The sequence below is a fragment of the Micromonospora sp. NPDC049044 genome (genome assembly GCF_040649215.1).
GTDB lineage: Bacteria > Actinomycetota > Actinomycetes > Mycobacteriales > Micromonosporaceae > Micromonospora.
In genome coordinates this window covers 1-25,304 of record NZ_JBEZFA010000064.1, presented here as the reverse complement: position 1 = coordinate 25,304, position 25,304 = coordinate 1, and the positions used below count along the sequence as shown (strand labels likewise).

Below are 25,304 nucleotides of genomic sequence, written 5' to 3'. Positions count from 1 at the left end.
CCACCCGCTACGACAAGACCGCGACCTCGTACCAGGCCACCGTCACCATCGCCGCGCTACTCCAATGGCTGTGAACCTTTGAAGACACGGCCTAGTAGGCGGCGGACGCGCCGACCTGCTCCAGGGACTTCCGGAAGGTCCGTGGATCGATGTCAAGTCTCAGCACTACGACTTGACGACAGACCGTGGAAAAATATCTTTAGCAGAGGCCGTCAGCCGGTTTGCCAATGCAGAAGAAGGCGGAATCGTTATTGTAGGCATGGATACTAAGCGAGTTGCAGGCGGAGAAGTTATCAAGTCCATGAAGCCGGTCCCGATAAATGGCACAACGATTCGGCGATATCGACAGGCGATTGAGACCCGACTCTTCCCGTTCCCCTTTGGGCTCCAAATTACGGCGGTGGAGACCGGTCCACAAGAAGGACTCATCCTCGTATCGATTCCACCTCAGGAAGAGGAGTTAAAGCCCTTCCTGGTCCATGGCGCAATCGTTGGTGGCCGCACCGAGGGCGCGTACATCAGCATCGTCCGTCGTAGCGGCGAAGACTCAATACCGATTACTGCCCAGCAGATTCACAGCACGCTAGCCGCTGGCCGAGCGCTGCTGCGGCGCGGTCACTTGCCTCCGCAGGAGGAGTAATCCGCCGCCTCAACTCGGACAGGTGACCGGTGTCGAGTCTCAGGACGTACGTGACACATCGGTCTCAGGACCTGGGTGACACATCCGGCTAGATGATCTGCGCTCGGGATCGGCCGGCGGTCGTGGGGCCGGTAAGGTTCGCGGCGGGCTGCCGCACACGGACCAGGTTCGGATCGGGTGGAGTGCACGAGCTCATGGGCGGGCTGGGTCTGGACGCCGGGGCAAGAGTCTTTTCGCCGAGGGATAATGAGCAGGTGTCACGCCAGCCGCAGGCAGCAACGCCGCCAGCTGCATCAGAGTTCCGCGAACGAGCCGTAGCTTGTCTTCAGGCCGGTGACTGGCGCGGCGCCCACAGCTGGGCGAAGGGCTGGGTCGGATCCGGAGGAGGCAGCCACATCGAGCCTTGGCTCATCTACGTCGCCTCCGCCCTCCTCAGCGGTAAGGCCCGGGATGCTGTCCATGCCATCGATCTGGCCATCGGCCTCTGGCTCCCTGGCAAGCACGACCGAGCGGCGCTGCTGTGGCTGCGCGGTTGCGTCGTTCATCGACGGCTCAACGATCCGCGGACCGCATTGCTGGACCTGCTGCCAGCTGAGCCAGCGCTGCCGCCTTGGTTGACGGACCAGCGAGAAGCTGAGATCGCCGCATGCGAGGAGGCTGCACAGCACAGCCGGAAGCGGGTCCCCTCGGTGAAGCCGGCGTGGAGCTATTCGGGTCGACCGGAGAGTCTTCGACTTCCGCAGCAAGCGGACGAGCCGAGATCTGATGGCGAGGCACCCGACGCTCAACTCGTCAAGGTCCTGGTCGACCTCGGGCTGCCCGTGGCGTAGCCACTTAGCAGGCTGGCAGCTGTGCGTCCGACTCTCCTACCGATGTCCCATTGCTCATGAGACGGATGATCGAGCTGGGTAATCATCTGACTCCGCCGTGCGGCAGTTGTGCCGCTTCCTGACGCGCTAACGCCTAACCGAGAGCGGCTCGTGTGCGTCAGCACTGACCGGAGTGTCACGTAGGTCCTGATACCGACGTGTCACGCAGGTCCCCAGACCGGGCACGGACAGGTGACCGGCACGGTGAGAACTTTCCATACGTCTTCAAGGCGGCCCTGCGGGCCGCTGCGTGCCGCTCGGGGCACGCCGCGCCTTGCCGCTTCGCTATCGGCGCGGCGACCCCGGCGGCACGCGAACTCCGGCGGGCACGACGAAGCCCGCGTCCGCCGAGGTACAGCAGACGCGGGCTTCGGCTTGGTGCTATCCGCCCGCCGATGGCACCCTGCCGAGATGGGAGAACATCCAGGAGGCCCGCTCGCCGACTCCGAAGTCGCAGCCATGTTCCGACTGTTGGCTCGGTTTGCTGAGCACGACCTGGACCAGTGGGACAACTGGCGATTGGAGACGTCCTACGGACCGGTGTACATCAACGTCAGCCGAGCGCTGGGACCGGGCTGGCAAGACGATGCGTTCACCCCCGTTTGGCCGCTGCTGCCACGTTTCAAGGACGCCAGCCGGGGCGACGCCTCCGGCGGGTAGGGCCTCCGGCCCTACGACCCGGGGATAGCCTCCGGCGGTCGGGGCTACTCGCCCCGAACCCTCGGCGACTCTGGGATGCCTCGGCCGCGACCGGGTACCCGTCGCCCACCAGAGGCCACCAGACCGCGCCGACCTGGTCCAGGTCGTACGTCCAGTGGGGCGCTCCACCTGGACCAGGTCGGCGCGGCCCGGCAGGGCGGAGCCTGCGCGACGGGATGCCGCACCGGTCAACATCGGAACCGCTCGCACACAACCCCACCCCATGATCGTTAGGAACACGAGGGGTACAGATGCCGCCTGGAAATAGTGGATAACGATGGAAGTTGATATACGGCGTACGACCTGCTCAGCGCCTCGATCGACGCCACTCCCCCAGGTCAGCCGCCACGCGCGGTTAGTTCGCCATGTACTACGACTGCTGACGCAGTCACCGATCACCGGCCGGGCCGGCTCCGCGGACAGCGGGGCCGGCCCGGCCGTTTCGGTCCCGACGCGCTGACCTGCCGCCCCCCGCAATACCTTCGCGTCCGTTATATTGCGGCCATGGAGACTCCTCTGCGGGAACCCACGTTCCTCATCCTCACCGCGCTCGCTGGCGGGCCGCTGCACGGCTACGGGCTGATCGGCGAGGTCACCGCGCTGTCCGACGGGCGGGTGACGCTGCGCCCCGGCACCCTCTACGGCGCGCTCGATCGGCTCGTCGACGCCGGTCTGGTCGCTGTCGACCGGGAGGAGGTGGTGGACAGCCGGCTGCGCCGCTACTACCGGCTCTCCCCCGCCGGCGACGCCACCCTGACCGCCGAGACCGAGCGGCTGCGACGCAACGTCGAGGCCGCCACCGCCCGGCTGGCCCGGCGCGCCCGTGCCGCCCGGCCGACCACCCCGCGCGTGGCCGGAGGGCTGGCATGACCGAGCTGGAGCGCCGCTACCTGCGGCTGCTGCGCGCGTACCCCGCCGACTACCGGCATTCGCGCGGCGCCGAGATCGTCGGCACCTACCTGGACCTGGCCGAGCCGGGTCGTCGCTGGCCCTCGCCCGCGGACGCCGCGGACCTCCTGCGCGGTGGCGCGCGCCAGCGGCTGCGGGCCGCAGGCGTCGCCAGCCTGATTCCCGGGGTACGCCTCGCGGCGTGGTTGTCCATGGTCACCGCGAGCGTCCTCGCCGGTGTCTGGGGCTCGGCAGAGCTGGATCCGGCGCCGGTGGAATGGCTGGTACCCCACGTCGGCCCGTTCGTCTCGATCGGTGTCATCGCCTGGGCGGGTTGGCTGCTGGCCGCGATTGCCACCGCCGTCGCGCCGGGCCGGGTCGCCCGGCTGGCCATCGTCCTGGCCCTCCTGCTCACGCTGGCGCTGCCACCGCTGGCCGCGGTGCTCGACGCGTTCCGGCCGCCGCTGTTCGTGTTGCTGCCGCAGGTCGTTCTCGGCCTACTGGCGTTGGCCCTGCCCGACCGGCCCGTGACGGCGATCCGCCTCGCGCCGCTGCTGTCCGCTGTGACGGCGGTGGCGGCAACGGAACTTCTGGTGGGGTTGGACGACGGTTTCGGCTACTACGGCTACACCGCGTTGAGCTTGCTGCCCACCGTCGGCGGGTTGCTGCTGGTCGTCGGGGCCCTGCTGGCCACGGGCCTGGCCCTCGGCGGGGACACCCGCGGCGGCTGGGCGCTGGTCACGCTGCTCACCCCCGCCGCCTTCCTGGCGGTGCCGGCCCTTGGCGATGCCATCGACCCGATCCGCGGCGGCGTCAGCTTCGCGGCGCTGGCCGCGAGCAGCATCGCCGTCGCGCTGGCCGGACCCGCCGTGTTACTCCTGACCATCCTCGTGCGCATCCGCCTGACCTCCGGCACCAGGCGCGCCGACCGCGGCTGACCCACCTGCGGCGCGCGATCCTGAGGCAAACCACGAGTTGGTCATGATGTTGGCGGGGCGCTCGCAGATCGACAGGACCGCCGGGCGCTGCGGAGAGCGAGCAGGAGCAGGGCGGTCAGCACCAGGGCTCCGGGAGCCTTGGTGAACCGGGCCAGGCTCACCGCGAGCGCGGCAGCCGGCCGCCGCGCGTACGTCCAGCCCTGGCCGGCGTACGACTCGCACTCGTCGGCCGCCGTCGTTGAGTTGGTGGCCGCACGTCAGTGATCAGCGTAGGAGTAGGGCGATACCGGCCAGCAGGGCCACAGCGAAGACCACGGCGAGTCCGGCGACACGGCGGCCGGCGGACTCGGGTCGAAGATGGCGCAGGGCCAGGGCCAGGGCCAGCGGGCCGATGGGAGCGGGCTTGCGTGCGTTCATGGTTTCTCCCTCTGCGGTGTGGTGAGATGTCATCTGGCCTGGCTGAGCATCGATCGCGTGCCCGCCTATGGCTGGTGGCCTTCCAGGTCGCGCTTGCGGGCGAGCAGGGCCGCACGGTAGGCCCGGGCGCGGATCAGCATCGTGCTCGAGACGACGATCGGGATCAGGCCCAGGCCCCCAGCGGCCAGGACACCGGCGGTGCTCGTGCGGGTGACTGCAATCGCGACAGTGCTGACGGTCGTGAGTGTGCTGAAGATGACCGCGAGCCAGCCTGTGATCACCCGATCCGCCGCGAACAGTGGGCGGCGGACCAACGCCCAGCCAGCGATGCCCACCCAGGTCACGCCAATGAGAATCATGGCGGCGAAGGCGAGCTGGGTCCCCGCCGGCAACGCCTTGGGCTCGGTGGCCCACAACAGGCCGATGGTCGTGGACCCGGCCAGGCCGCCCAGTCCGGCCACGAGGACACCGACGCGGCGCGGCAGTGACATCCCCCGTACGACGTGGTCCGGGGTGTATCCAGGTCGTTCGGTCATGACGAATACCCCTTCTCGACCAGTGAGTCACGCAACAGCCGCCGTGCCCGAAACAACCGGGATTTGACCGTTCCCGGCGGAATCTGTAGCACCTGCGCGCACTCCTCCAATGCCAGGTCATGGAGATAGAACAAGATCAGCACTTCGCGTTCGTGGACCGGCAACCCAGCCAGACCCTCGGCCACCTGCGCCCGGTCCAACACGGCCGAAACATCGTCGTCGCCGGACCCGTCGCCGTCGACTGGGTCCGCCTGGCTGTACTTCTCCCGCAGGTGGTCCATCACCGAACGCCGGGCGATGGTGAACAGCCACGGCGCGAACCGCTCCGGCCGCTGTAGACGTGGCAGCGCCTTCAGCGCACCCGCCCACACGTCCTGGCTCACGTCGTCTGCCTGGTCCGGCCGGTCGAGCATGCGCCGCACATACCGCCACACCGGGTCGTGCCAATGCCCGACCAGTTCTGCCAGCGCCCTCCGGTCTCCGAGTTGCGCGCGCACCACCAGCAGCGCATCACGTCCGACCCGATCCACATCGCCCCCTATCCGTACGACCTGCCGCACCCATGACAGTCGCCCGGCGGACCGATCTGGTTCACGGCCCCCGCCCGCGGCGCGGTGAGGTGCGCTTCTTCGGCAGAGGCGGATGGTGCCGCATCCGCGTCTTCGGCCGGAGGTGCACAGTCGGCAGCCAGCGGATCGGGGACCGCGTAACCCGTCAAGCGGAGCGCTTGAGAGCCTGCCCGGACTACCCTCACCGGCGTGCCTGTTGACGATCTTCCGGTGCCTCCTGCGTTCGAAGCGGTCACGGCCTGGGCTGGTACCGGGCGGGTGGTGCGTGCCACCGAACGGGACGTGGCGACGTGGCGGCTTCCCGAGCAGCAGAAGGCCGCGCTGGTCTCCTGTGGTGTGCCGCTTATCGATGACCTCGTCAGTGCGGTGTCATTCGACGAAGAGCCAACGATGTACCGGTTGGCGAACTCCGACGACAACGCGCGCTGGGTGTACGGTGCCGCGCCGGGGACCGGTGAGGTGCGAATATGGTCGCCGGACGGCAGCGCCGGGTTCGTCAACTCAACGATCATCCAGTGGCTGTGTTCGCTGCACCTGGTTGGTAGCTGGCTGACCAGCTCAACCGCCGTCGACCGCTGGGACGAGGACGGACAGGCCGAAGAGCAGGCGCTCGCGGAGCTCGCCGACCTGTTGGCACGCATCAGGGACCTTGACCCGCCCGCGTTCGGCGACGGCGACCACACAACCCACTTCTGGCCCGGGGTGCTCGACCGGTGGCTCTACTGATCGGACGGATGTCGCGCGTGTAACGCCAATGCCCGCCGCCCGGGCGGCCTGACTACTGAGCAGCTCGCAATGCCGCGGCGACCTGGACGACATCCAGCTCGACGGCGACCTGCTCACCCTCCCACGTGCCGCGCTCGCTGATCGCGAGGCCGATCAAGGCCAGTTCAGCAGCAGCATCACGCAGTTCGTACTCTTCGCGGCTTTCTTCACCACCATCATGCGGTTCTTCGCGGTTCCAGGCACCGATCGCCAACTCCGCCAGAGATCGAGGAAGCCGCACGCTGATCCGACCAACCTGACGATCCAGATCAGTACCGATTGCCGCCAGCGCGGTCCGGTCTTCCTGATAACGCAGGTACTGCTCACGATCGCCCACGAGCCGAGGCTACTGGGCCTTGGCCGGCCAACGTTCTCGGTCCGGGCACTGGACGCTTCAGGTCAGTTGGGCGGGGTTCGGAAGGACTTCGATGTCGAGTGGGTAGCTGTTCAGGTAGAGGACGTAGCCCGCTTCTTCGTCCAGGGTCGCGTCGACAGGCACCACCCCAAGTACGTAGTCAGGCCGGGGTAGGAATCCGAAGTCGGCCGGAGGCTCGTACTTCTCGATGGACGTGATTCGCACTGTCGTGGGTGGGATGCCCACGAAGCAGGGGTCACCGGTGTGGAGTTCGGAGGGGTCGGGCTCCAGTCGCCACGGCGTGTTGTGCCAGCCGTAGTCATCGGCGTCGCGAGGAAGACCGATAGTGCCGTCCCAGGAGTTGGCCGATTCGGGGTCAGCCGTCCACCACGGCCAGTCGATGAGCAGGTGCTGGGGTGTGGTCCCGACGACGCGAGCGTCGAACGCCTCGGCCGAGATCATGAGTAGGTCGCCGACTCGGTAGCCGAGCGCCTCCGCCAACCTGACGCTATTCATGGCCTGACACGCCAGTCTCCTCGCCCCAGCTCACGAGCGACAAAGGTAGGAATCGCACCGCCGGGTGTCAAGGACGGCGTTTCCAGGCGACCGCCAACCTCATGATCAGCGCGATCGGTGCTGCCTGCGCCGGAGGAGGGGTGGGAGGACGGTGGGGAGCAGGATCAGGAGCAGGGCGGTCATCGCCACGGCGCCGGGGGCCTTGGTGAAGCGGGCCAGGTTGGTGCCGTCCGGTAGGGCGAGGAAGACCGCCGCCGCGGCCGGCAGCACGAACCACTTCGTCCGCCCGGCGCTGAGGGCGAGCAGCGCCAACGGCCAGGTCGCGTACCAGGGGTGGAAAACCGGGGACAGCACGACCGTGGCGGCCAGGGCCAGGCCGGCGCCGCGCAGGGCGACCCGGGGGCGGGCCAGGGCCGGATCACTCGATGCCCGCAGGGCCGCCCAGGCCCGCCACCAGAGCACCATGAGCACCGCGACGAGCAGCAGCAGGGCCACCGTCCGGAACACCGGCACCGCCTGCGGGTCCCGACCGACCAGCGCGCCGGCGTAGTCGACCACCAGGCCGACGGCGGTGGGCGGTGAGGTCCACTGCTCCGAGTCACCGCTGTGGGTCAACCCGCCCACCCAGCCGAAGCCGAGCCCGGACACCGCCGAGGAGACCAGCAGCGCGGCGAGCGACCCGCCGGCCAGCCAACCCCCGTCGCGCACCAGCGACCGTACGGTGGGGCGGCCCCGGACCGCGGCCAGCGCGGCGAACGGCACCACCACCACCGCGCTCGCCTTCACCGTCACCGCCAACCCCAACAGCACCCCGGCCGCCAGCAACGCCCACGGCCGACAGGGTCGGCGGACCACGATCAGGAGCCCGGACAGCAGCAGGCCCAGCATCACCGCGTCGTTGTGCGCCCCGGCCACCAGGTGCACCCCGACCAGTGGGCCGGCAAGCGCCAGCCAGGCCGCCCGCCGGGTCGGTACGCCGACCGCCCGCGCCAACCCGGGCAGGCTCAGCGCGCCCAGCAGCAGCCCCGCCACGGCGATCACCCGCAGCGCCACTATCGTGCCGGTGAGCCCACCGCCGACACTCACCGCGAGCGCCGCGAGCAGCACGAACACCGGTCCGTACGGTGCCGGGGTGTCCCGCCAGATCGGTGCCACCGCGTCCAGCCACGGGCAGCCCGCCGCCGCCACGCCCACCGCGTACGGGTCGACGCCGTGCGCGTACGTCCAGCCCTGGCAGGCGTACGAGTAGACGTCCCGGCTGCCCAGCGGCGGTGCGACAAGCAGCGGCAGCGCCCACAGTCCGGCGGTGACGTACGCCCAACGGGTCGACGGCGCTCCCCCGCGCAGTGACCACCACGCCCCGACCAGCAGCGCGCTGCCGACCAGCCAGCAGGCGAGCGTGGCCGGGCCGCCCGGGGCGCGCCAGATCGACTCCGGTGTCGCGCCGAGCGGGGCGTCGGGCAGCGCCCCACCGAGGTGTCCGGCGACGGCGAGCAGCACCGCGCCGACCAGCCCGGCGTACCGGGCGGCGCGGGCCACCAGCGGCGGCGCGTCGGGTGGCGGTGCGCCGGGAGCGGTCACCGGCGCACCTTCCCTCAGTCGGCGGCGACCGGCTGACGGGCCGCCCGAGCCGACCGTACCAACCAGACGACAAACACGATCACCAACAGCGTCATCAGCGGCGCCCCGACCGTCTTGGTGAACCGGGCCAGGCCGGTGCCGTCCGGCAGCACCAGGAACGACGCGACGAGCGCGACGACGGTGAACCATCCGGTCCGCCGGGCGGTGGCCGCGAGCACCGCGAGGGGCCAGATCCAGTACCAGGGGTGGAACAGCGGCGCGAGGGCGACGGTGGCGGCCAGCGCCAACGCGGCGTACCACAGCGGCTCCCGGGTGCGGGCCCGCCACCAGAGCCAGAGCAGCACCAGCGCCAGCACCGCCATGCCGGTTCCCCTGGTGACGGGCAGCGCGTCGACGTGCGCGCCGAACGGCACCGCCAGGTAGCCGACCGTCTGCCCGACCGCTGTGGACGGCGACGTCCAGGCGATCACGTCACCGCCGCGGGCCAGCCCGCCCACCCAGCCGAAGTCCAGCCCGGCCGCGAAGGTCACCCCGACCACCACGGCGACCGCGCCGCCGACCACCCACCCGCCGTGCCGGATCAGCGCCCGGATCGAGTACCCGCCGACGATCGCGGCCAGCGCCGCGAACGGCACCACGACAAGCGCGGTCACCTTGATCGCGGCGGCCAGCCCGAGCAGCGCCCCGCCGGCGAGCAGTGGGCCGGGGCGGCCCGGCCGGGAGGCGATCACCGCCAGCCCGGCGACAAGCAGGCCGACCATCAGGGCGTCGTTGTGCGCGCCGGAGACCAGGTGCACGGCGACCAGTGGGCAGCCCAGCGCGAGCCAGACCGCCCGCTCGGCGGGTACGCCGACGCGTCGCGCCAGCACCGGCAGGCTGACCGCGGTCAACGCCACCCCGGCCAGCGCGATCAGTCGGAACACCACTATCGCGCCGGTGAGCGAGCCGGTGGCCTTCACCACCGCGCCGGCGAGCACCACGAACAGCGGCCCGTACGGCGCGGGCGTGTCCCGCCAGATGAACGAGATGGTGTCCAGCCAGGGGCAGGGCAGCGCGGAGACGCCCTGCTCGTACGGGTTGATCCCGGCGGCGTAGCTGGCGCCCTGGCAGGCGTACGCGTACACGTCCCGGCTGGCCAGCGGCGGTGCGATCAGCAGCGGCAGCAGCCAGAGCCCGACGGTGGTCAGCGCCCAGCGGGTCGACGGCACCGAGTCGCGCAGCGCCCACCAGGCGTAGCCGAGCAGCACGGTGCCGACCAGCCAGGCGGCGATGACGAGCGGACCGTGCGGGCCCTGCCAGATGCTGACCGGCGTCGGCCGCAGCGGGGAGTCGGGCAGGGCGCCGCCAAGGAACGCGGCGACGGCGAGCAACGCCGATCCCGCCAGGCCGGTCCAACGCGCGAGGTGGTGAGGCACGCCGGACATGCTGCCAGTACGGTGGTCGCGGTACGGAGGTGGGCATGCGGCGCAGTCGGGTGGTGGCGGTGACCACCGGTTCCGCAGTCGTGCTCGGCGCGCTCTGGCTGGCCCTGCCGCTGATGGGGTCGGATCTCGCCGCGCAGGTGGCCCGGGCGGACTTCTTCGCGGCCCACGGTCTGACCCCTGTCGATCTGCGCTGGTACGCCGGGGTGCAGCAGTTCGGCTACAGCCTGCTCTCCCAGCCGGTGATGGCAGTGCTCGGGGTGCGGGTCACCGGTGCGTTGGCGCTCGTGGCGTCGGCCGCCGCGCTGGCCGCCCTGCTGGTCCGCGGCCCGGTGCCCCGCCCGCTGCTGGGCAGCCTGGTCGGGGTTGTCACGCTTGCCGGCAACCTGGTCTCCGGCCGGGTCACGTACGCCCTGGGTGTCGCGTTCGGGCTGGCCGCGCTGGCGGCGCTGACTCGGGGCGTACCCCAGAATCGGCGGCTCGCGCTCGCCGCGGCCGGCGCGCTGCTGGCGTCGGCGACCAGCCCGGTGGCCGGCCTGTTCGTCGGCCTGGCGGGCGTCGCGCTGCTGGTGACCCGCCGGTACGCCGACGGTCTGGCGCTCGGTGTCGCGGCGGCGGTGCCGCTGGCCGCGACGGCGCTGCTCTTCGGCGACGGCGGTTGGATGAACATCAGCCGCACCGACGCGGTGCGCGCGGTGCTGACCAGCCTGGTGGTGGCGGCGCTCGTGGCGTACCGGCCGGTGCGGTTCGGTGCGCTGCTCTCGGCCGCCGGGGTGCTCGCCGCCGCCCTCGTGCACACGCCGGTCGGGTTGAACGCGACCCGGCTGGTGACGATGTTCGCGCTGCCGGTGCTGGCCGCCGCCGCCAGCCCGCCCGGCTGGCTCGCCGACCGGCTGGCCCGCCGGTCCGCCCGACGCGCCACCCCTGCGGGGCGGTCCCGGCTGGCTCGGCTGCGCCCGGCAGTGGGCCTGACCGTGCTGCTGGTGGCGGTCTGCGTGTGGCAGCCACCGGCGGTCCCCGCCGACCTGCGCGGCATCGGCGACCCGACGAGTGCCCCCGGCTACCACGCGCCGCTGCGCGCGTTCCTGGCCGGGCAACGGCTCACCGGCCGGGTCGAGGTGCCGCCGACCCGCAACTACTGGGAGGCGGCCCGGCTCGGTGAGGTGCCGCTGGCCCGGGGGTGGCTGCGGCAGGCCGACATCGACCGCAACCCGCTGTTCTTCACCACGGTGCCCGGCGCGGCCGGTACCGGCACACCGCTGACCGCGAGCAGCTACCGGGCCTGGCTGGCGGAGAACGCCGTGCAGTACGTGGCGCTGCCGGACGCCCCGCTGTCCTGGGTGGGGCGGGCCGAGGCGGAACTGGTCGAGGCCGGCCTGCCCTACCTGACGCCGGTCTGGTCCGGCCCGCACTGGCGGGTCTGGGCAGTGGCCGACCCGACGCCGCTTGTCGCCGCACCCGCCGAGCTGATCCGCGCCGACGGCGCGGCGGTGACCTTCCGGGCCCCGAGCGCCGGCCGGGTGGCGGTCCGGGTCCGGCACAGCCGGTGGCTTGTCGCGTCCGGCGGCGCCACTGTCACCGCCGACGGGGACTGGACCGCAGTCACCGTGCCCCGCCCCGGCGAGTACACCCTCGGCAGCTGACGCCCTACGACTCCAGCACCCGCTGGGCGGCGGCGCGGGAACGGCGGCCGGTGCGCAGGTACTCGTCGAGGAACTCCCCCGGGTCGTCGCGCCCGAGCAGCCGGACCACCCCGGCCAACTCCACCCCGTGTCGGGGAAGCTGGTCGCCGGCCCGGCCCCGGACCAGCATCAACGCGTTGCGGACCTGCGCGGCCAGGGACCACCCGGCGGCCATCTCCGCGGCGTCCGCCGGGTCGATCAGGCCGGCCCGCTCGGCCGCCGTGAGGGCATCGAGGGTACGCGTGCCGCGCAGCCTCGGGACCGCACCGGCGTGCCGGAGCTGGACGAGCTGCACCGCCCACTCCACGTCGGCGAGCCCGCCCCGGCCCAGCTTGGTGTGGGTGGCCGGGTCGGCGCCCCGTGGCAGCCGCTCGGTCTCCACCCGGGCCTTGATCCGGCGGATCTCGACGACCTGCTCACGGGTCAGCCCGTCGGCCGGGTACCGCACCGGGTCGATCATCGTCTCGAACTCGGCACCCAGGTCGGCGTCGCCGCAGACGAACCGGGCGCGCAACAGCGCCTGCGCCTCCCAGACCCGCGACCAGCGGGCGTAGTACTGCGCGTACGCGGCGAGACTGCGCACCAGCGGACCCTGCCGGCCCTCCGGACGCAGGTCGGCGTCGACGCCGAGCGGCGGGTCGGGGGCGGGCACCCCGAGCAGCCGGCGCAACTCCTCGGCGATCGCGTGCGCGGCGGCGCTGGCGTCGCTCTCGCTGGCCCCGGCGGGCGGGTCGTAGACGAAGAGCACGTCGGCGTCGGAGAGGTAGTTCGACTCGTACCCGCCGAGCCGTCCCATGCCGATCACCGCGAACCGCAGCCCGGGCGGCGCGGGCTGACTGGCCTGGGCGGCGCGCAGCGCGGCGGCGAGGGTGGCGTCGGTAACGTCGGCGAGGGCCGTGCCGACCTGGGTGATGTCGGCGAGCCCCGGTGCCGGCCGGTTCGCGCCGTCCGGTCGGCTCGGGCTGGGTGCGAGCGCGCCGGCCCGGCAGAGCACGTCCGCGCAGGCCACCCGGACCAGTTCCCGACGGCGCAACGCACGCACCGCGCGGGTGGCCTCGACCGGGTCGGTGTGCCGGGCCGCCGCCGCGAGGAACCCCTCCCGGAGCACCTCGGGCGGGCGGGGGGCCAACTCGTTCTCCTCGGCCAGCAGCCGCAGCGCCTCCGGGTCCCGGGCGAGCAGGTCGGCGACGTACCGGGACAGGGCGAGGACCCGGGCCAACCGTCGGGCCACCGGGCCGCCGTCGCGCAGCAGCCGCAGATACCAGGGGGTGCTGCCCAGTTTGTCGGAGACCTTGCGGTAGTTGAGCAGCCCCCGGTCCGGCTCCGGCGCGTCGGCGAACTCGCTGAGCAGCACCGGCAGCAGGGTCCGCTGGATGGCCGCCGTGCGACTCACCCCGCCGGTGAGCGCCTGCAGGTGGCGCAGCGCCCCGGCCGGGTCGGCGAAGCCGAGGATCTCCAGCCGGTGCCGGGCCGCCTCCGGGGTGAGCCGCAACCCGTCGGCGGGCACCCGGGCCACCGACTCCAACAGCGGCCGGTAGAGCAGTTTGGCGTGCAGTCGGCGTACCTCGGTGGCGTGGGTGACCCACTCGGCCCGGAAGCTCTCCACGGCGCTGTGCCCCGGCGTGGCAGTGAAACCAAGCGCGGCGGCGAGCCACCGCAACGCGCCCGGCTCGCTCGGCACCGTGTGGGTACGCCGCAGGGCCTGGAGTTGCAGGCGGTGCTCGACGCTGCGCAGGAAGCGGTAGCCGCGCAGCAGTGCCTCGCCGTCGGCCCGACCGACGTAGCCGCCGGCGACGAGCGCGCGCAACGCCGGGATGGTCCCGGGTTCGCGTAGCGTCTCGTCGACCCGGCCGTGCACGAGTTGCAGCAGCTGGACGGCGAACTCGATGTCACGCAGGCCACCGGGGCCGCGCTTGATCTCGCGTTCCAGCTCCTTCGGCGGGATGTGGTCGATGATCCGGCGGCGCATGGCGCGGACGTCCTCGACCGCCTCGGGCCGCTCGGCCGCCCGCCACACGAGCGGCGCGAGCTGGTCGATCCACTCCTGGGCCACCGGCACGTCACCGGCGGCCGGGCGGGCCTTGAGCAGCGCCTGGAACTCCCAGGTACGCGCCCACCTGCGGTAGTAGGCCAGGTGACTGGCGAGGGTGCGCACCAGCGGACCCCGGTTGCCCTCGGGTCGCAGCGCGGCGTCCACCGGCCAGGCGACCAGCCCGCAGATGTGGATCAGCCGGGTCGCCACCAGTGTCGCCGCCGGCAGGTCGGCGTCCTCGGCCGCCACGAAGATGACGTCCACATCGGAGACGTAGTTCAACTCGCCGCCGCCGCACTTGCCCATCGCCACGACCGCGAGCCGGGGTCGCTCGGTGCCGTCGGCCAGCTCGGCGACGGCGATCTCGTACGCCGCGGCCAACGTCGCGTCGGCAAGCGCCGACAGCGCCGCCATGGTCTGCTCCAGGCCGCGCCCGCCGGTCAGGTCGGCCGCCGCGATCCGCAGCAGGGCCAGCCGGTACGCGGTTCGCAGCGCCGCCACCGGGTTGTCGCCGCCGGTCAGCTCCAGTCGACCCTCGGCGACCGGCGCGAGCCCGTCCGCGGCGGTCCGCAGCGCCAGGCAGTGGTCGGGGTTGGCCACCAGGTGATCACCGAGCGCCGCCGACGCGCCGAGCACAGCGACCAGCCGCCGCCGCAACCCGGGGTCGGTGTGCAGCTCCGCGAGCAGCGGCGACTCGACCCCGCCGGCGCTCTGGCGGCCTTCGGCACCGTCGCCGCGAAGGCGTTGCTCGGCCTCCACGATGCGGTGCAGCTGCCGCAGCGCCAGGTCCGGGTCGGCGGCCCGGGACAGCGCGGCGAGCAACTCCCCGGCCGACTCGTCGGCCGGCTCCTGCTCCTCCGGCCGCCACAGCCGCAGCCCGGCCGGGCCGAGCAGGTCCGCGGCGCGGGCGCCGCCGTCGCCCTCGGCGGTGCCGAAGCCGTACCGGGCGAGTCGGCCCGGTGCCCTGGTCGGCCGGCTCATCAGTGCCCGAGCAGCGGCAGGCCGCGCCGCATCGTGCTGTCGTCCAGCTCGCCGAGGGCCAGCGCGGCGAAACGGGCGGCGAACGGCTGCCAGACCTCCTCGATGTCGGGCAGCACCGAGGCGCAGGCCGCGACCACAAGCTCCGGGTCGTAGCCCAGCTCGGCGAGTTGGGTCGAGTCGGTGGCCCAGTCGGCGATCATCGCGGCGTCGCACTCGATGTGGAACTGGAGGCCCCAGGCCCGGTCACCGAGCCGGAACGCCTGGTGCGGGTAGCGGGTGGACGCGGCCAGCAGGGTCGCGCCGCGGGGCAGTTCGGTGATCTCGTCGGCGTGCCACTGGAGCACGTCCGGGATCAACGGCACGTACCGGAACAACGGATCGTTCTCGGCGGCGTCGCGCCGGCCGACCACACCGGGGCCGATCTCCGGCCCGGACGGGCTGCGCTCGACCAGCCCGGCGTGCGCGGTGGCGAGCAGTTGCGCGCCCAGGCAGACGGCCAGGGTCGGCACCCGGTGCCGGACCGCCTTGCGCAGCAGGCCCTCCACGGCCGGGAACCACTGTGCGCCGGGCGAGCCGTCCGGCAGCGGGTACGCCTGCTGGTCGCCGCCGAGCACCACGAGCGCCGCGTACCCCTCCAGGTCGGCGGGCAGGGCGTCGCCGGCGTGCGGACGAACCACCGACAGCTCAAGCCCCGCCTCGGTCAGCCACTCACCCAACCGGCGCGCGTCGTCCGTCGGGTCGTTCTCGATCACCAGCGCGGTTGCCACCCGTCGAGGCTAACCGGTGCACCGCCGGGCGCCACCCCCGCCACCGCGATGCCGGCGCCGGGCGCCGGTCCGGGCTCCGGCGGGGTCGCTAGGCTCTGCGGTTGTGATCAGCGAGGACATGGCCACCGTCCGCCCGCCCGTGCTGCGACCTGGTGACACGGTGCTGCTCGTGTCACCGTCCGGACCGACCTCGCCGGAGCGGGTGGCCCGCGGGATGGAGCTGCTCATCGGCTGGGGGCTGCGGCCGGTGCCGGCACCGAACGCGTACGCCCGCCACGGCTACCTCGCCGGCACCGACGACCTACGGGCCGCCGACCTGAACACGGCCTTCGCCGACCCGGAGATCCGCGGGGTGATCTGCACCCGGGGCGGGTACGGCGCCCAACGGATCGTGGACGCCATCGACATGGCCGCCGTCCGCCGCGACCCGAAGGTGGTGGCCGGGTTCTCGGACATCACCGCGTTGCAGTTCGCACTGTGGCGAGGTGCCCGGCTGGCCGGGGTGCACGGCCCGGGGGTGGCCTGGCGCGACGACCGGACCCCACTGCGTTCCGCCGAATCCCTGCACGCGGCGCTGATGACCACCGAACCGGTGTCGATCACCGCGCTGCCCACCGAGGACACCTTCGGCGTCCGCGTCCCGGGTCGCGCCACCGGCACCCTGCTCGGCGGCAACCTGTGCATGATCGCCGCGTCCATCGGCACCCCGGACCTGCCCGACCTGACCGGTGCGGTGCTGCTGATCGAGGACGTGCAGGAACCCCCGTACAAGGTCGACCGGATGCTGACCCACCTGCGCCGGGCGGGCGCGCTCGACGGGTTGGTCGGCGTGGCGGTCGGGCAGTTCACCGACTGCGGCGACGAGTGGGACACCACCGTCGTCGACGTCCTCACCGAAAGCCTTGGCGACCTGGGCGTACCGGTGCTCGGCGGCCTGCCCATCGGCCACGGGCACGGCCAACTGACGGTCCCGGTGGGCACCACGGCAACCCTGGACACCGACACCAACACCCTGACGGCCGCCCCCGCCGTCCAGTAGCCAGGCCGTGCCCCGACGCTCAGGAGGTTCGCGTCAGGTCCGCCGGCCCGGGCGTCCTGAGCAGCTAGGCGGGCCGGGGCAGGTGGGCAACTCCACCGGACTCCAGGGCGGCCCAGACGCCGTCGGCGGTACGGGTGATGCCGTGTGGTTCGGCGTTCGGGGTGGGCAGGTCGTAGCTCTCGATCCGGCCGGTCGGGTCGAGGTGACCGATCCGGTTGGCACCCCACTCCGTGAACCACGCGCCGCCGGCCGGGTCGGCCACGATGGCGTGTGGACGGGCCGCCCGGTCCGGTAGCGGAAACTCGACGATCCGGCCGTCCGGGGCGATCCGCCCGAGCTGACCGGCGGCGATCTCGACGAACCAGACGGCACCGTCGGCGCCGAGGGTGAGGCCGACCGGACCGGCGTTCGCGGTGGGCAGCGGGTGCAGCGTGACCCGACCGTCGAGGTCGATGCGGCCGATCGCGTCTGCCTGGTTGAGGGTGAACCAGAGTGCCTCGTCCGCGCCGGCGGTGATCATCGACGGGAACCCGCCGGTCACCGGCAACGGGAACGCGGTGACCGTGCCGTCGGTGCTCACCCGGCCGATCGTGTCGGAGGTCATCCCGGCGTACCAGAGCGCGCCGTCGGCTCCGGTGGCGATGCCGCCCGGCCCGGTGCCGGCGGGCAGGGCGATGGTGCGCTGGTCACCATCGACGCTGAGGCGACCGATCCGGTCGTCCCCGGAGCGGGTGAACCAGAGCGCGTCGTCCGGACCGGCCGTGATGATCAACGGACGGCCGCCGGCCGGGTCCAGCGGATAGGTCCGGACCGCGCCGTCGACGCCCAGGCGGGCGATCGCGCCGGCGTGGACAAGCGTCAGCCACAACGCGTCGTCGGGCCCAACCGTGATGCCGTACGGGCCGGCACCCGCCCCGGCGAGCGGTATCTCCCGAATCTCGACGGTCGTCACGTGCTGTGTCCTTCCGTTGGCGGATCGCCCACCCTGACCGGTCGGCCAGCGACGGCACAACCGATTTCGTCTCCCGCCCGCCGCGATTGTCAGCCCGCTGACAGGATCGCCACGGCTCGCACCCAGGCTGTCCGGTCACCGTCGGCGATGACAGCGCACGATGACCGAACCTCTGGAGGACAGCATGTCCCGCACCATCCGTAGGAAGCACCTGCTGGCCGGCCTGGCCACCGCCGGCGTCCTCGGCGTCGGGATCGCGGCCCCGACCATCGCCTTCGCCGCGGACACCCCCACCCCGGCGCCGAGCGCCAGCAGCGCCCCGGCCCCCGGTGCCGGTGCGAAGGCCGACCGGCAGGGCGAGTTCGCCGAGGCGCTCGCCAAGGAGTTGGGCGTGCCCACCGACAAGGTGACCGCCGCCCTGGAGAAGGTCCGCGAGCAGCACCGGCCGGCCGATCGGCCACAGCGCCCCACCGGCGAGGACCGTAAGGCCGCCCTCAAGGAGCGGCTCGACCAGGCCGTCAAGGACGGCAAGCTCACCCAGGAGCAGGCCGACGCCATCACCAAGGCCGTCGAGGCCGGCGTCTTCCCCGGGGCCGGCGGTCACCGCGGGTGGGGCCAGCACGGCGGTCCGGCGGGTACGCCCGGCAAGTAAGCCCGGCCGGGACTTGATCGACTCGGTTTCACGGAATCGGCGGTGTCGAAGGCGCTCGGACACCCCGGTTTCGGCGAAACCGAGTCGATCACCCCGTGCACCTCCAGGCCAGGCCCGCCTGGGACCGACCGCCGGGGCGCTGGGGCGTCAGCTCTGCGCCGGCGGCGGCGAGAACACGCCGAGGTGGTTGCCGGCCGGGTCGAGCAGGTGAGCGAGGGCGAGCCCAGCCGGTGTGGTGCGCGCCGCCACCAACACCTTGCCACCGGCCGCCTCGGCCCGCCGGCAGGCCTCCGCCACGTCGGTGACCTCGGCGTAGAAGATCGCGTAGTTCGGTGACGTCCCGTCGGTAGCCCGGATCGCTCCGCCGATGCCGGTGTCGCCTCCGGCACCGGTCACCCGGTAGGACCCACCGTTTGCCGATCCCTGCTCCTCGAAGGTCCAGCCGAACAGCTCCCCGTAGAAACGCTCCGCCTCCTCGGGCCGGTCGGTGCCGATCTCGAACCAGGTGATGGGGGTCGTGGACATCTACTGCCTCCAAGGTTTTCCAGGCCGGCTGTTCGGCCGTCTTCTCGGAGCAGTCTCTGGGGCCTCCGCGACACCGTCCTGTCGGTGTTTCCAGATCACCCGACGGGGTTTCCGCCTGGCCAGACCCGGCACGCCGGCCACCCGGCCGGGCCCGGCCAGCCGGCCCGACATGTCCTGCGAAACGCCCGGCTCGGCGTGTCTCAGACCAGGCTCAGCGGACGGGCCCGTCCGCGGGGGATGTCCAGGTCGTCCGGGCGCAACTCGCGGGACACCACGTCGGGCAGCGCCCGGACGCTCCGGATCCGGTCGGTGCGGAAGCACCGCAGCTCGTCGCGCAGCCGACACCAGGCGAGCAGATACCAGTGCTGCGTGTTGCCGAGGTAGCCGAGCGGTTCGACGTCACGGACCGAGTCGACGCCGGCCCGGTCGGCGTACCTGATGCGCAGCGCCCGCCGGGCGGCGACCGCGTCGGCGACGACAGCCGGGACGGGCGTCGTCGGCCCGTCGCCGATCAGGTGCACGCGGCTGGCCAGCCGGTGCGCCTCGACGGCGTCGGCCGGCGGCAGCACTGCCATCAGTTTGCGCAGCGCGGTGCCGCCCGGCCCGGCGAACGGGGTGCCGGCGAGTCGGTGCAGCGCGACGGCCATCGCGACCGCCTCGGCGGCGGTCAGGTTGACCGGCGGCAGGGTACGGGCGCGGTCCACCACGTAGCCGCCGATGCGCCCGGGCTCGGCCCAGATCGGCACCCCGGCCTCCTGGAGAGCGCCGATGTCCCGTTCGATGGTCCGGCTGCTCACCTCGAAACGCGCTGCCAACCAGCGGGCACTGCGGGGCCTCGGTGACACCGCCCGCAGCTCCTCGACCAGCGCGTAGAGACGATCCGTGCGGTTCATTCCCGGCACGCTACGGCCGGGGTACGACCAGCCCGGACCGCGCTCAGGCGATGCAGGCGCAGACGATCAGCGCCGCGCCGAAGTGGGTGGCGGCGCTGACCCGGGCCGCCGGGTGCGGCTCCGGCGAGCAGATGACCTCACCGAGCTTGCCCGGGGTGAGCAGGTCCAGCACCACGAAGGCCAACGCCATGATGGCCAACCCGACCAGCCCGAACAACACAGTGGAGGCGAGCCCTCGGCCGAAGTCGCTGTAGCTGGTCAGGATCGCGGTGAAGACGATCCCGGCGATGCCGAGCTGGTTGGCGGCCAGCAGCAGCCCCGCGTTGGCGTTGCGGTCGACCCAGATCAGGTCCCGCAACCGCCCGGGGGTGAGCAGGTCGACCAGGCCGAAACCGGCAGCCATCAGCCCCACGCCGACGATCCCGAACACGACGCTCTGCCAGGCACCGCTGAGCAGATCCTCCAGCACCGACTGCCTCCCGACTCTCCGCCCGGAGGGGTACCGGCGCGGTGATCGAGACGATAGCGGCAGCGCGCAACCGCGTCAGCCCCCGACGATCACAGCGCCAGGTAACGCTGCCGCTCGTACGGGGTGACCTCCCGGCGGTACTGCTCCCACTCGGCCCGCTTGTTGCGCAGGAAGAAGTCGAAGACGTGCTCGCCAAGCACCTCGGCGACCAACTCGGACTCCGCCATCACGTCGATCGCCTCGGCGAGGTTCTCCGGCAGCGCCTCGTACCCCATGGCACGCCGCTCGGCACTGGTCAGCGACCAGACGTCGTCCTCGGCGCCCGGCGGCAGCTCGTACCCCTCCTCGATGCCCTTGAGGCCGGCGCCGAGCAGCACCGCGAAGGCGAGGTACGGGTTGGCCGCCGAGTCCGGTGAGCGGACCTCGACGCGAGCCGAGTTGGGCTTGCCGTACGCGGGGACCCGCACCAGCGCGGAGCGGTTCAGGTGACCCCAGCAGACGTACGCCGGGCTCTCGGTGATGCGGTCCGGCAGGGCCTGCGGGAACAGCCGCTTGTACGAGTTGACCCACTGGTTGGTGACCGCGGTGTACTCCCGGGCGTGCACCAGCAGGCCGGCGATGAACGACTTCGCCACCTTGGACAGCTTCATCGGGTCGCCGCTGTCGTGGAACGCGTTGCGCTCGCCCTCGAACAGCGACAGGTGGGTGTGCATGCCGCTGCCCGGCTGGTCGGTGAACGGCTTCGGCATGAAGCTGGCCTGCACACCTGTGGAGAGCGCCACCTCCTTGACCACGTGCCGGAAGGTCATGATGTTGTCGGCGGTGGTCAGCGCGTCGGCGTAGCGCAGGTCGATCTCCTGCTGGCCGGGGGCGACCTCGTGGTGGCTGAACTCCACCGAGATGCCGATCCGTTCCAGCGCCAGCACGCCCTGGCGGCGGAAGTCACGCGCCACCGCGTGGGTGGTGTGCTCGAAGTAGCCGCCGGTGTCCACCGGAATGGGCACCGAGCCGTCCTGGGGGCCGTTCTCCAGCAGGAAGAACTCGATCTCGGGGTGGGTGTAGAAGGTGAAGCCCTTCTCGGCGGCCTTGGACAGCGCGCGGCGCAGCACGTGCCGGGGGTCGGCCCAGGACGGGCCGCCGTCGGGCAGCAGGATGTCGCAGAACATCCGGGCGCTCTCGCCGCTGACCCCGCCCTCGAACGGGAACACCTGGAAGGTCGTCGGGTCGGGCATGGCCACCATGTCCGATTCGAAGACCCGGGCGAAACCCTCGATCGCCGAGCCGTCGAAGCCGATGCCCTCCTCGAAGGCCGCCTCCAACTCGGCCGGCGCCACCGAAACGCTCTTGAGCGTGCCCAGCACGTCCGTGAACCACAGCCGGACGAACCGGATGTCCCGCTCTTCCAGCGTCCGGAGGACGAACTCCTGCTGACGGTCCACTTCCCCAACCCCTCGCGACACTCTTTTGTCCGCCTTGGTCGGGCTGCGCCCAACCTGATCGCCCAGTCTTCCCGGGCCTGGTTACGCAGACGTTACGCGAACTGCCGCCCGCCGTCCCCTCGCCTCCCGCTCGGCGGGCACCTGCTGCGCCGCGGGCCGGCCCGTCCACCGCGACCTCACCTGCCGCCCGCCGCAGCGTGGCGGCCATCTCGTCGGAGGGTGGGGATTGTCGTGTCGAGCCTGGGGCAAGATGAGGGCATGCCCACCCTGCGTCTCGCCCTGTCCCAGGTCAACCCGAGCGTCGGAGACCTCGCCGGGAACGCCGACCTGGTCCGCAGCTGGACCCGCCAGGCCGCCGATGCCGGTGCCCAGTTGGTGCTCTTCCCGGAGCTGATGCTCACCGGGTACCCGGTCGAGGACCTGGTCTTCCGGCGCTCCTTCGTCGCCGCGTCCCAGGCCGCCATCGAGCGGCTCGCCGCCGACCTCGCCGCCGACGGCCTCGGGGAGTTGCCGGTGGTGGTCGGCTACCTGGACGCCGACGGGCCGCCGCAGATCAGCGGGGACGCCGAACCGGGCCGGGGCGCCCGCAACGCCGCCGCGCTGCTGCACCGGGGCACCGTCGCCGCCCGCTACTTCAAGCACCACCTGCCCAACTACGGGGTCTTCGACGAGGACCGCTACTTCGTCTCCGGCGACACGCTGACAGTGGTGCGGGTCGGCGGCGTGGACGTCGCGTTGACCATCTGTGAGGACCTGTGGCAGTCCGGCGGGCCGTTCGCCGCCGCCCGGCAGGCCGGCGTCGGCCTGGTGGTCAACATCAACGGCTCGCCGTACGAGCTGAACAAGGACGACGTCCGGCTGCCGTTGGTCCGCCGCCGGGCCGCCGAGGCGGGCGCCACCATCGCGTACGTCAACATGATCGGCGGCCAGGACGAGCTGGTCTTCGAGGGCGACTCGATGATCGTGAGCGCCGACGGTGAGCTGCTCACCCGCGCCCCGCAGTTCGTCGAGCACCTGCTCGTGCACGACGTCGAGCTGCCGGCCGCCACTGCCGCGGCGACCACGGAGACCGTCGCGGACGGCATGCGCGTGGTGCACCACACCCTCGACGGTGTTCCGGCCGCGCCGAGTGGCCCGGCCGCCACCGGCGGGCTGATCGAGCCGGTGGCCGACGAGGCCGAGGTGTGGCAGGCGTTGGTGCTCGGTCTGCGCGACTACGTGAACAAGAACCGGTTCCCGTCGGTGGTGCTCGGGCTCTCCGGCGGCATCGACTCGGCGGTGGTGGCCGCGCTGGCAGTCGACGCCCTGGGGCCGGACCGGGTGGTCGGGGTGTCGCTGCCCAGTCAGCACTCCTCCGAGCACTCCCGGGAGGACGCCGCCGACCTGGGCAAGCGCACCGGCCTGGATTACCGGGTCGAGCCGATCCAGCCGATGGTGGACGGTTTCCTGGCCAACCTGTCGCTGTCCGGGGTGGCGGTGGAGAACCTCCAGGCCCGGGTCCGTGGCGTGATCCTGATGGCCCTGTCGAACCAGGAGGGCCACCTGGTGCTGACCACCGGCAACAAGAGTGAGCTGGCGGTCGGCTACTCCACGCTGTACGGCGACTCGGTGGGCGGCTTCAACCCGGTCAAGGACGTCTGGAAGACGCTGATCTGGCGGCTCGCGAAGTGGCGCAACACCGATGCGGCGCGGCGCGGTGAGACCGCCCCGATCCCGGAGAACTCGATAGGCAAGCCACCGAGCGCCGAGCTGAGCCCGGGCCAACTGGACAGCGACAGCCTGCCCGACTACGACGTGCTGGACCCGATCCTGATCGGGTACGTCGACGGTGACCTCGGCCGCGACGGCCTGATCGAGTCCGGCCACGACCCGGCGGTGGTCGACAAGGTGCTGCGGCTGGTGGATACCGCCGAGTACAAACGCCGGCAGTCCGCGCCGGGCACGAAGATCTCCATGAAGGCGTTCGGCCGGGACCGGCGGCTGCCGATCACCAACCGGTGGCGCGAGCACGGCTGAGGCGTACCCCCTCGGGGTGTCGGGTCGGTGGCACGGCCCGGCACCGCCTCGCCGGGGCCGCACGGCGCGGGCCGCACGGCGCGGGCCTCGCGGCGCGGTGGAGTGACATCTTGCACTGGGCCCTGCCATCGCCCCCTCTCGCGGTGCGACGATCGCGACGGAACCCGGGGACCGCGCAGGCGGCCTCGAGGAAGGGAGACAGAGATGGTGGAGTCCACTCCGAGCGAGGTGACCGCGCTGTACGGCGGGCCGGCCACCCGTCGGGTCCGCACCCGCGACCTGATCGCCGCCAAGGAGCGCGGCGAGCGGTGGCCGATGCTCACCTCGTACGACCAGTACACGGCAGGGATCTTCGACCGGGCCGGCGTGCCGGTGCTGCTTGTCGGCGACTCGGCCGCGAACAACGTGTTCGGCTACGAGACCACCCTGCCGGTGACCGCCGACGACCTGCTTCCACTGGTACGGGCCGTGGTGCGCTCGACCCGGCAGGCACTCGTCGTCGGTGACCTGCCCTTCGGCTCGTACGAGGAGGGCCCGACCCAGGCGCTGCGCACCGCCGTCCGGTTCATGAAGGAGGGCGGCTGCCACGCGGTGAAGCTGGAGGGCGGTCGACGCTGCGCCGCGCAGATCGCCGCGATCGTCGGGGCCGGCATTCCGGTGATGGCACACATCGGCTTCACCCCGCAGAGCGAGCACACCCTGGGCGGCTACCGCGTGCAGGGCCGGGGCGACACCGCCGACGAGGTGCTTGCCGACGCGCGAGCGGTGGCCGAGGCCGGCGCGTTCGCTGTCGTGTTGGAGATGGTGCCGGGTGAGGTGGCCAAGCAGATCACCCACGAACTGGCGATCCCCACGGTCGGCATCGGCGCCGGCCCGGACACCGACGCCCAGGTGCTGGTCTGGCAGGACATGGCCGGCCTGCGCACCGGCAAGGCGCCGCGCTTCGTGAAGCGCTACGCCGAGCTCGCCGACGTCCTCACCGACGCCACCCGCCGCTTCGCCGACGAGGTCCGCGGCGGCGAGTTCCCGACCGCCGAACACACCTTCTAGAGCAGTCCACGAACTCCAGTGCACGGCCACCGCAGGCCACGGCCGTCACGATCCGTGGCCTGCGGTAGCCGGGCCGGATGGCCGCCGGGCCGGATGGCCGCCGGGCCAGGTTGCCGGGCTGGATCGATCGATCATGGCGACTGAAAGTGTCGTACAGGTGTTCTAGTCTCGGGTCATGATGGAGGGGTTGGCGCAGGCAGAGGCAACAGTCCTGGGCTGCGCCGGCTCCGCCACCTGGGCTCTGCCCGAGCAGGACCTGATCGCCGCGCTCGACGCCGCGCACCGCATCGAGCAGCGCCTCGCCGCCGTCAAACTGACAGTGATCCGCGAACTCGACGGTCGTGGCACGCCCACCGCGCAGGGCGCGTCCTCCACAGCGGTCTGGCTGCGCGAACGCCTACACCTCACCGTCCCCGCCGCCCGCCGCCTCGTCGAGTTGGCCGCCACTCTCGACACCGGCAACCCCGCGATACGACAGGCGCTGGCCGACGCCGACATCACCGTCGACCAGGCCCGGATCATCGCCGACACCGTCGACACGGTCCAGACCTCCGCCGGCACCGCTGCCGCCGACAAGGCCGTCGGTTTGCTTGTCGAGTGGGCCGGGCAGTTC

27 protein-coding genes are annotated in these 25,304 nt (G+C 72.2%); 13 read left to right on the top strand and 14 right to left on the bottom strand.

Going from position 1 to position 25,304, the window contains the following annotated elements; all coding sequences use genetic code 11:
* The first annotated feature begins 172 nt into the window (after window positions 1–172).
* From AB0B85_RS32475 to AB0B85_RS32450, 6 genes are all read left to right on the top strand, one after another.
* The gene (locus AB0B85_RS32475; RefSeq protein WP_357413397.1) at window positions 173–640 is read left to right on the top strand and encodes a hypothetical protein; all 468 of its coding nucleotides are present in this window, start codon (window positions 173–175) and stop codon (window positions 638–640) included.
* Between the two features lie 254 nt (window positions 641–894).
* Window positions 895–1,470 carry a hypothetical protein gene (locus AB0B85_RS32470; RefSeq protein WP_357413395.1) on the top strand — a complete coding sequence of 192 codons (576 nt, stop codon included), beginning with the start codon at window positions 895–897 and terminating at the stop codon, window positions 1,468–1,470.
* Between the two features lie 450 nt (window positions 1,471–1,920).
* A complete protein-coding gene (locus tag AB0B85_RS32465) occupies window positions 1,921–2,169 on the top strand; it encodes a hypothetical protein (protein ID WP_357413393.1) in 249 nt (82 codons plus the stop codon).
* Window positions 2,170–2,712: 543 nt separating this feature from the next.
* Window positions 2,713–3,078 (top strand): helix-turn-helix transcriptional regulator, encoded by a 366-nt coding sequence (locus tag AB0B85_RS32460; RefSeq protein WP_357413392.1) that lies wholly within the window; start codon window positions 2,713–2,715, stop codon window positions 3,076–3,078.
* Window positions 3,075–4,034, top strand: a complete 960-nt coding sequence (locus tag AB0B85_RS32455; protein ID WP_357413390.1) for a hypothetical protein — start codon at window positions 3,075–3,077, stop codon at window positions 4,032–4,034. Before AB0B85_RS32460 ends, AB0B85_RS32455 begins: the two co-directional genes overlap by 4 nt.
* A 141-nt stretch (window positions 4,035–4,175) precedes the next feature.
* Window positions 4,176–4,298 carry a hypothetical protein gene (locus AB0B85_RS32450; protein WP_357413388.1) on the top strand — a complete coding sequence of 41 codons (123 nt, stop codon included), beginning with the start codon at window positions 4,176–4,178 and terminating at the stop codon, window positions 4,296–4,298.
* Here AB0B85_RS32450 and AB0B85_RS32445 read toward each other — a convergent pair whose 3' ends face one another.
* The 3 genes from AB0B85_RS32445 to AB0B85_RS32435 form a co-directional block, all read right to left on the bottom strand.
* Window positions 4,299–4,451 carry a hypothetical protein gene (locus AB0B85_RS32445; protein WP_357413387.1) on the bottom strand — a complete coding sequence of 51 codons (153 nt, stop codon included), beginning with the start codon at window positions 4,449–4,451 and terminating at the stop codon, window positions 4,299–4,301.
* A gap of 65 nt (window positions 4,452–4,516) precedes the next feature.
* On the bottom strand, window positions 4,517–4,987 hold the full coding sequence (locus AB0B85_RS32440; protein ID WP_357413386.1) for a hypothetical protein: 471 nt from the start codon (window positions 4,985–4,987) through the stop codon (window positions 4,517–4,519).
* Complete coding sequence (locus tag AB0B85_RS32435) at window positions 4,984–5,517, bottom strand: sigma-70 family RNA polymerase sigma factor (protein ID WP_357413384.1); 534 nt, start codon at window positions 5,515–5,517, stop codon at window positions 4,984–4,986. The genes AB0B85_RS32440 and AB0B85_RS32435 overlap by 4 nt, the downstream gene beginning before the upstream one ends.
* A 228-nt stretch (window positions 5,518–5,745) precedes the next feature.
* Between AB0B85_RS32435 and AB0B85_RS32430 the strand changes: the two genes are divergently transcribed.
* Window positions 5,746–6,282, top strand: coding sequence for an SUKH-4 family immunity protein (locus AB0B85_RS32430; RefSeq protein ID WP_357413383.1), 537 nt, complete (start codon window positions 5,746–5,748; stop codon window positions 6,280–6,282).
* Window positions 6,283–6,334: 52 nt separating this feature from the next.
* Here AB0B85_RS32430 and AB0B85_RS32425 read toward each other — a convergent pair whose 3' ends face one another.
* From AB0B85_RS32425 to mptB (AB0B85_RS32410), 4 genes are all read right to left on the bottom strand, one after another.
* Window positions 6,335–6,658 (bottom strand): hypothetical protein, encoded by a 324-nt coding sequence (locus tag AB0B85_RS32425; RefSeq protein ID WP_357413381.1) that lies wholly within the window; start codon window positions 6,656–6,658, stop codon window positions 6,335–6,337.
* A gap of 57 nt (window positions 6,659–6,715) precedes the next feature.
* On the bottom strand, window positions 6,716–7,192 hold the full coding sequence (locus tag AB0B85_RS32420) for a hypothetical protein (protein ID WP_357413379.1): 477 nt from the start codon (window positions 7,190–7,192) through the stop codon (window positions 6,716–6,718).
* 105 nt (window positions 7,193–7,297) lie between these two features.
* The gene (gene mptB / locus AB0B85_RS32415; RefSeq protein ID WP_357413377.1) at window positions 7,298–8,773 is read right to left on the bottom strand and encodes a polyprenol phosphomannose-dependent alpha 1,6 mannosyltransferase MptB; all 1,476 of its coding nucleotides are present in this window, start codon (window positions 8,771–8,773) and stop codon (window positions 7,298–7,300) included.
* A gap of 14 nt (window positions 8,774–8,787) precedes the next feature.
* Window positions 8,788–10,188: a polyprenol phosphomannose-dependent alpha 1,6 mannosyltransferase MptB gene (gene mptB / locus AB0B85_RS32410; protein WP_357413375.1), complete on the bottom strand. Its 1,401-nt coding sequence runs from the start codon at window positions 10,186–10,188 to the stop codon at window positions 8,788–8,790.
* Between the two features lie 44 nt (window positions 10,189–10,232).
* On the opposite strand from mptB (AB0B85_RS32410), the gene AB0B85_RS32405 reads away from it, so the two are divergent.
* The gene (locus tag AB0B85_RS32405; protein ID WP_357413373.1) at window positions 10,233–11,837 is read left to right on the top strand and encodes a hypothetical protein; all 1,605 of its coding nucleotides are present in this window, start codon (window positions 10,233–10,235) and stop codon (window positions 11,835–11,837) included.
* 4 nt (window positions 11,838–11,841) lie between these two features.
* Here AB0B85_RS32405 and AB0B85_RS32400 read toward each other — a convergent pair whose 3' ends face one another.
* Together AB0B85_RS32400 and AB0B85_RS32395 are read right to left on the bottom strand one after the other, a co-directional pair.
* Complete coding sequence (locus tag AB0B85_RS32400) at window positions 11,842–14,889, bottom strand: bifunctional [glutamine synthetase] adenylyltransferase/[glutamine synthetase]-adenylyl-L-tyrosine phosphorylase (protein ID WP_357413371.1); 3,048 nt, start codon at window positions 14,887–14,889, stop codon at window positions 11,842–11,844.
* The gene (locus tag AB0B85_RS32395; protein ID WP_357413370.1) at window positions 14,889–15,656 is read right to left on the bottom strand and encodes a type 1 glutamine amidotransferase; all 768 of its coding nucleotides are present in this window, start codon (window positions 15,654–15,656) and stop codon (window positions 14,889–14,891) included. The genes AB0B85_RS32400 and AB0B85_RS32395 overlap by 1 nt, the downstream gene beginning before the upstream one ends.
* 103 nt (window positions 15,657–15,759) lie before the next feature.
* On the opposite strand from AB0B85_RS32395, the gene AB0B85_RS32390 reads away from it, so the two are divergent.
* Entirely contained in the window at window positions 15,760–16,695 is a 936-nt protein-coding gene (locus AB0B85_RS32390) for an LD-carboxypeptidase (RefSeq protein WP_357413368.1), read from the top strand.
* 64 nt (window positions 16,696–16,759) lie between these two features.
* Here AB0B85_RS32390 and AB0B85_RS32385 read toward each other — a convergent pair whose 3' ends face one another.
* Entirely contained in the window at window positions 16,760–17,647 is an 888-nt protein-coding gene (locus AB0B85_RS32385; RefSeq protein ID WP_357413366.1) for a virginiamycin B lyase, read from the bottom strand.
* Between the two features lie 184 nt (window positions 17,648–17,831).
* Between AB0B85_RS32385 and AB0B85_RS32380 the strand changes: the two genes are divergently transcribed.
* Window positions 17,832–18,299, top strand: coding sequence for a hypothetical protein (locus tag AB0B85_RS32380; RefSeq protein ID WP_357413399.1), 468 nt, complete (start codon window positions 17,832–17,834; stop codon window positions 18,297–18,299).
* Between the two features lie 147 nt (window positions 18,300–18,446).
* Here the strand turns inward: AB0B85_RS32380 and AB0B85_RS32375 are convergent, their stop codons facing one another.
* The 4 genes from AB0B85_RS32375 to glnA form a co-directional block, all read right to left on the bottom strand.
* The gene (locus AB0B85_RS32375) at window positions 18,447–18,824 is read right to left on the bottom strand and encodes a VOC family protein (RefSeq protein ID WP_357413364.1); all 378 of its coding nucleotides are present in this window, start codon (window positions 18,822–18,824) and stop codon (window positions 18,447–18,449) included.
* 200 nt (window positions 18,825–19,024) lie between these two features.
* Window positions 19,025–19,717, bottom strand: a complete 693-nt coding sequence (locus AB0B85_RS32370) for a WYL domain-containing protein (RefSeq protein ID WP_357413362.1) — start codon at window positions 19,715–19,717, stop codon at window positions 19,025–19,027.
* A 43-nt stretch (window positions 19,718–19,760) separates the two neighbouring features.
* Window positions 19,761–20,186 (bottom strand): DUF350 domain-containing protein, encoded by a 426-nt coding sequence (locus AB0B85_RS32365; protein WP_357070446.1) that lies wholly within the window; start codon window positions 20,184–20,186, stop codon window positions 19,761–19,763.
* A gap of 89 nt (window positions 20,187–20,275) precedes the next feature.
* Window positions 20,276–21,625, bottom strand: a complete 1,350-nt coding sequence (gene glnA / locus AB0B85_RS32360) for a type I glutamate--ammonia ligase (protein ID WP_357413360.1) — start codon at window positions 21,623–21,625, stop codon at window positions 20,276–20,278.
* A 258-nt stretch (window positions 21,626–21,883) separates the two neighbouring features.
* Here glnA and AB0B85_RS32355 point away from each other — a divergent pair, with 258 nt between their 5' ends.
* From AB0B85_RS32355 to AB0B85_RS32345, 3 genes are all read left to right on the top strand, one after another.
* On the top strand, window positions 21,884–23,641 hold the full coding sequence (locus tag AB0B85_RS32355; RefSeq protein WP_357413359.1) for an NAD+ synthase: 1,758 nt from the start codon (window positions 21,884–21,886) through the stop codon (window positions 23,639–23,641).
* A gap of 204 nt (window positions 23,642–23,845) precedes the next feature.
* The gene (gene panB / locus AB0B85_RS32350; RefSeq protein WP_357413357.1) at window positions 23,846–24,691 is read left to right on the top strand and encodes a 3-methyl-2-oxobutanoate hydroxymethyltransferase; all 846 of its coding nucleotides are present in this window, start codon (window positions 23,846–23,848) and stop codon (window positions 24,689–24,691) included.
* Window positions 24,692–24,866: 175 nt separating this feature from the next.
* Window positions 24,867–25,304 (top strand): DUF222 domain-containing protein (locus AB0B85_RS32345; protein WP_357413355.1); only part of this gene is annotated, 438 nt, incomplete at its 3' end.

Excerpts from the sequence above, each read along its gene's own strand:
- AB0B85_RS32355 (WP_357413359.1), top strand. The coding sequence starts at position 21,884 with ATGCCCACCCTGCGTCTCGCCCTGTCCCAGGTCAACCCGAGCGTCGGA.
- AB0B85_RS32460 (WP_357413392.1), top strand. The coding sequence starts at position 2,713 with ATGGAGACTCCTCTGCGGGAACCCACGTTCCTCATCCTCACCGCGCTC.
- AB0B85_RS32445 (WP_357413387.1), bottom strand. The coding sequence starts at position 4,451 with ATGAACGCACGCAAGCCCGCTCCCATCGGCCCGCTGGCCCTGGCCCTG.
- AB0B85_RS32465 (WP_357413393.1), top strand. The coding sequence starts at position 1,921 with ATGGGAGAACATCCAGGAGGCCCGCTCGCCGACTCCGAAGTCGCAGCC.
- AB0B85_RS32400 (WP_357413371.1), bottom strand. The coding sequence starts at position 14,889 with ATGAGCCGGCCGACCAGGGCACCGGGCCGACTCGCCCGGTACGGCTTC.
- AB0B85_RS32405 (WP_357413373.1), top strand. The coding sequence starts at position 10,233 with ATGCGGCGCAGTCGGGTGGTGGCGGTGACCACCGGTTCCGCAGTCGTG.
- AB0B85_RS32370 (WP_357413362.1), bottom strand. The coding sequence starts at position 19,717 with ATGAACCGCACGGATCGTCTCTACGCGCTGGTCGAGGAGCTGCGGGCG.
- AB0B85_RS32375 (WP_357413364.1), bottom strand. The coding sequence starts at position 18,824 with ATGTCCACGACCCCCATCACCTGGTTCGAGATCGGCACCGACCGGCCC.
- AB0B85_RS32420 (WP_357413379.1), bottom strand. The coding sequence starts at position 7,192 with ATGAATAGCGTCAGGTTGGCGGAGGCGCTCGGCTACCGAGTCGGCGAC.
- panB (WP_357413357.1), top strand. The coding sequence starts at position 23,846 with ATGGTGGAGTCCACTCCGAGCGAGGTGACCGCGCTGTACGGCGGGCCG.
- AB0B85_RS32440 (WP_357413386.1), bottom strand. The coding sequence starts at position 4,987 with ATGACCGAACGACCTGGATACACCCCGGACCACGTCGTACGGGGGATG.
- AB0B85_RS32380 (WP_357413399.1), top strand. The coding sequence starts at position 17,832 with ATGTCCCGCACCATCCGTAGGAAGCACCTGCTGGCCGGCCTGGCCACC.
- AB0B85_RS32455 (WP_357413390.1), top strand. The coding sequence starts at position 3,075 with ATGACCGAGCTGGAGCGCCGCTACCTGCGGCTGCTGCGCGCGTACCCC.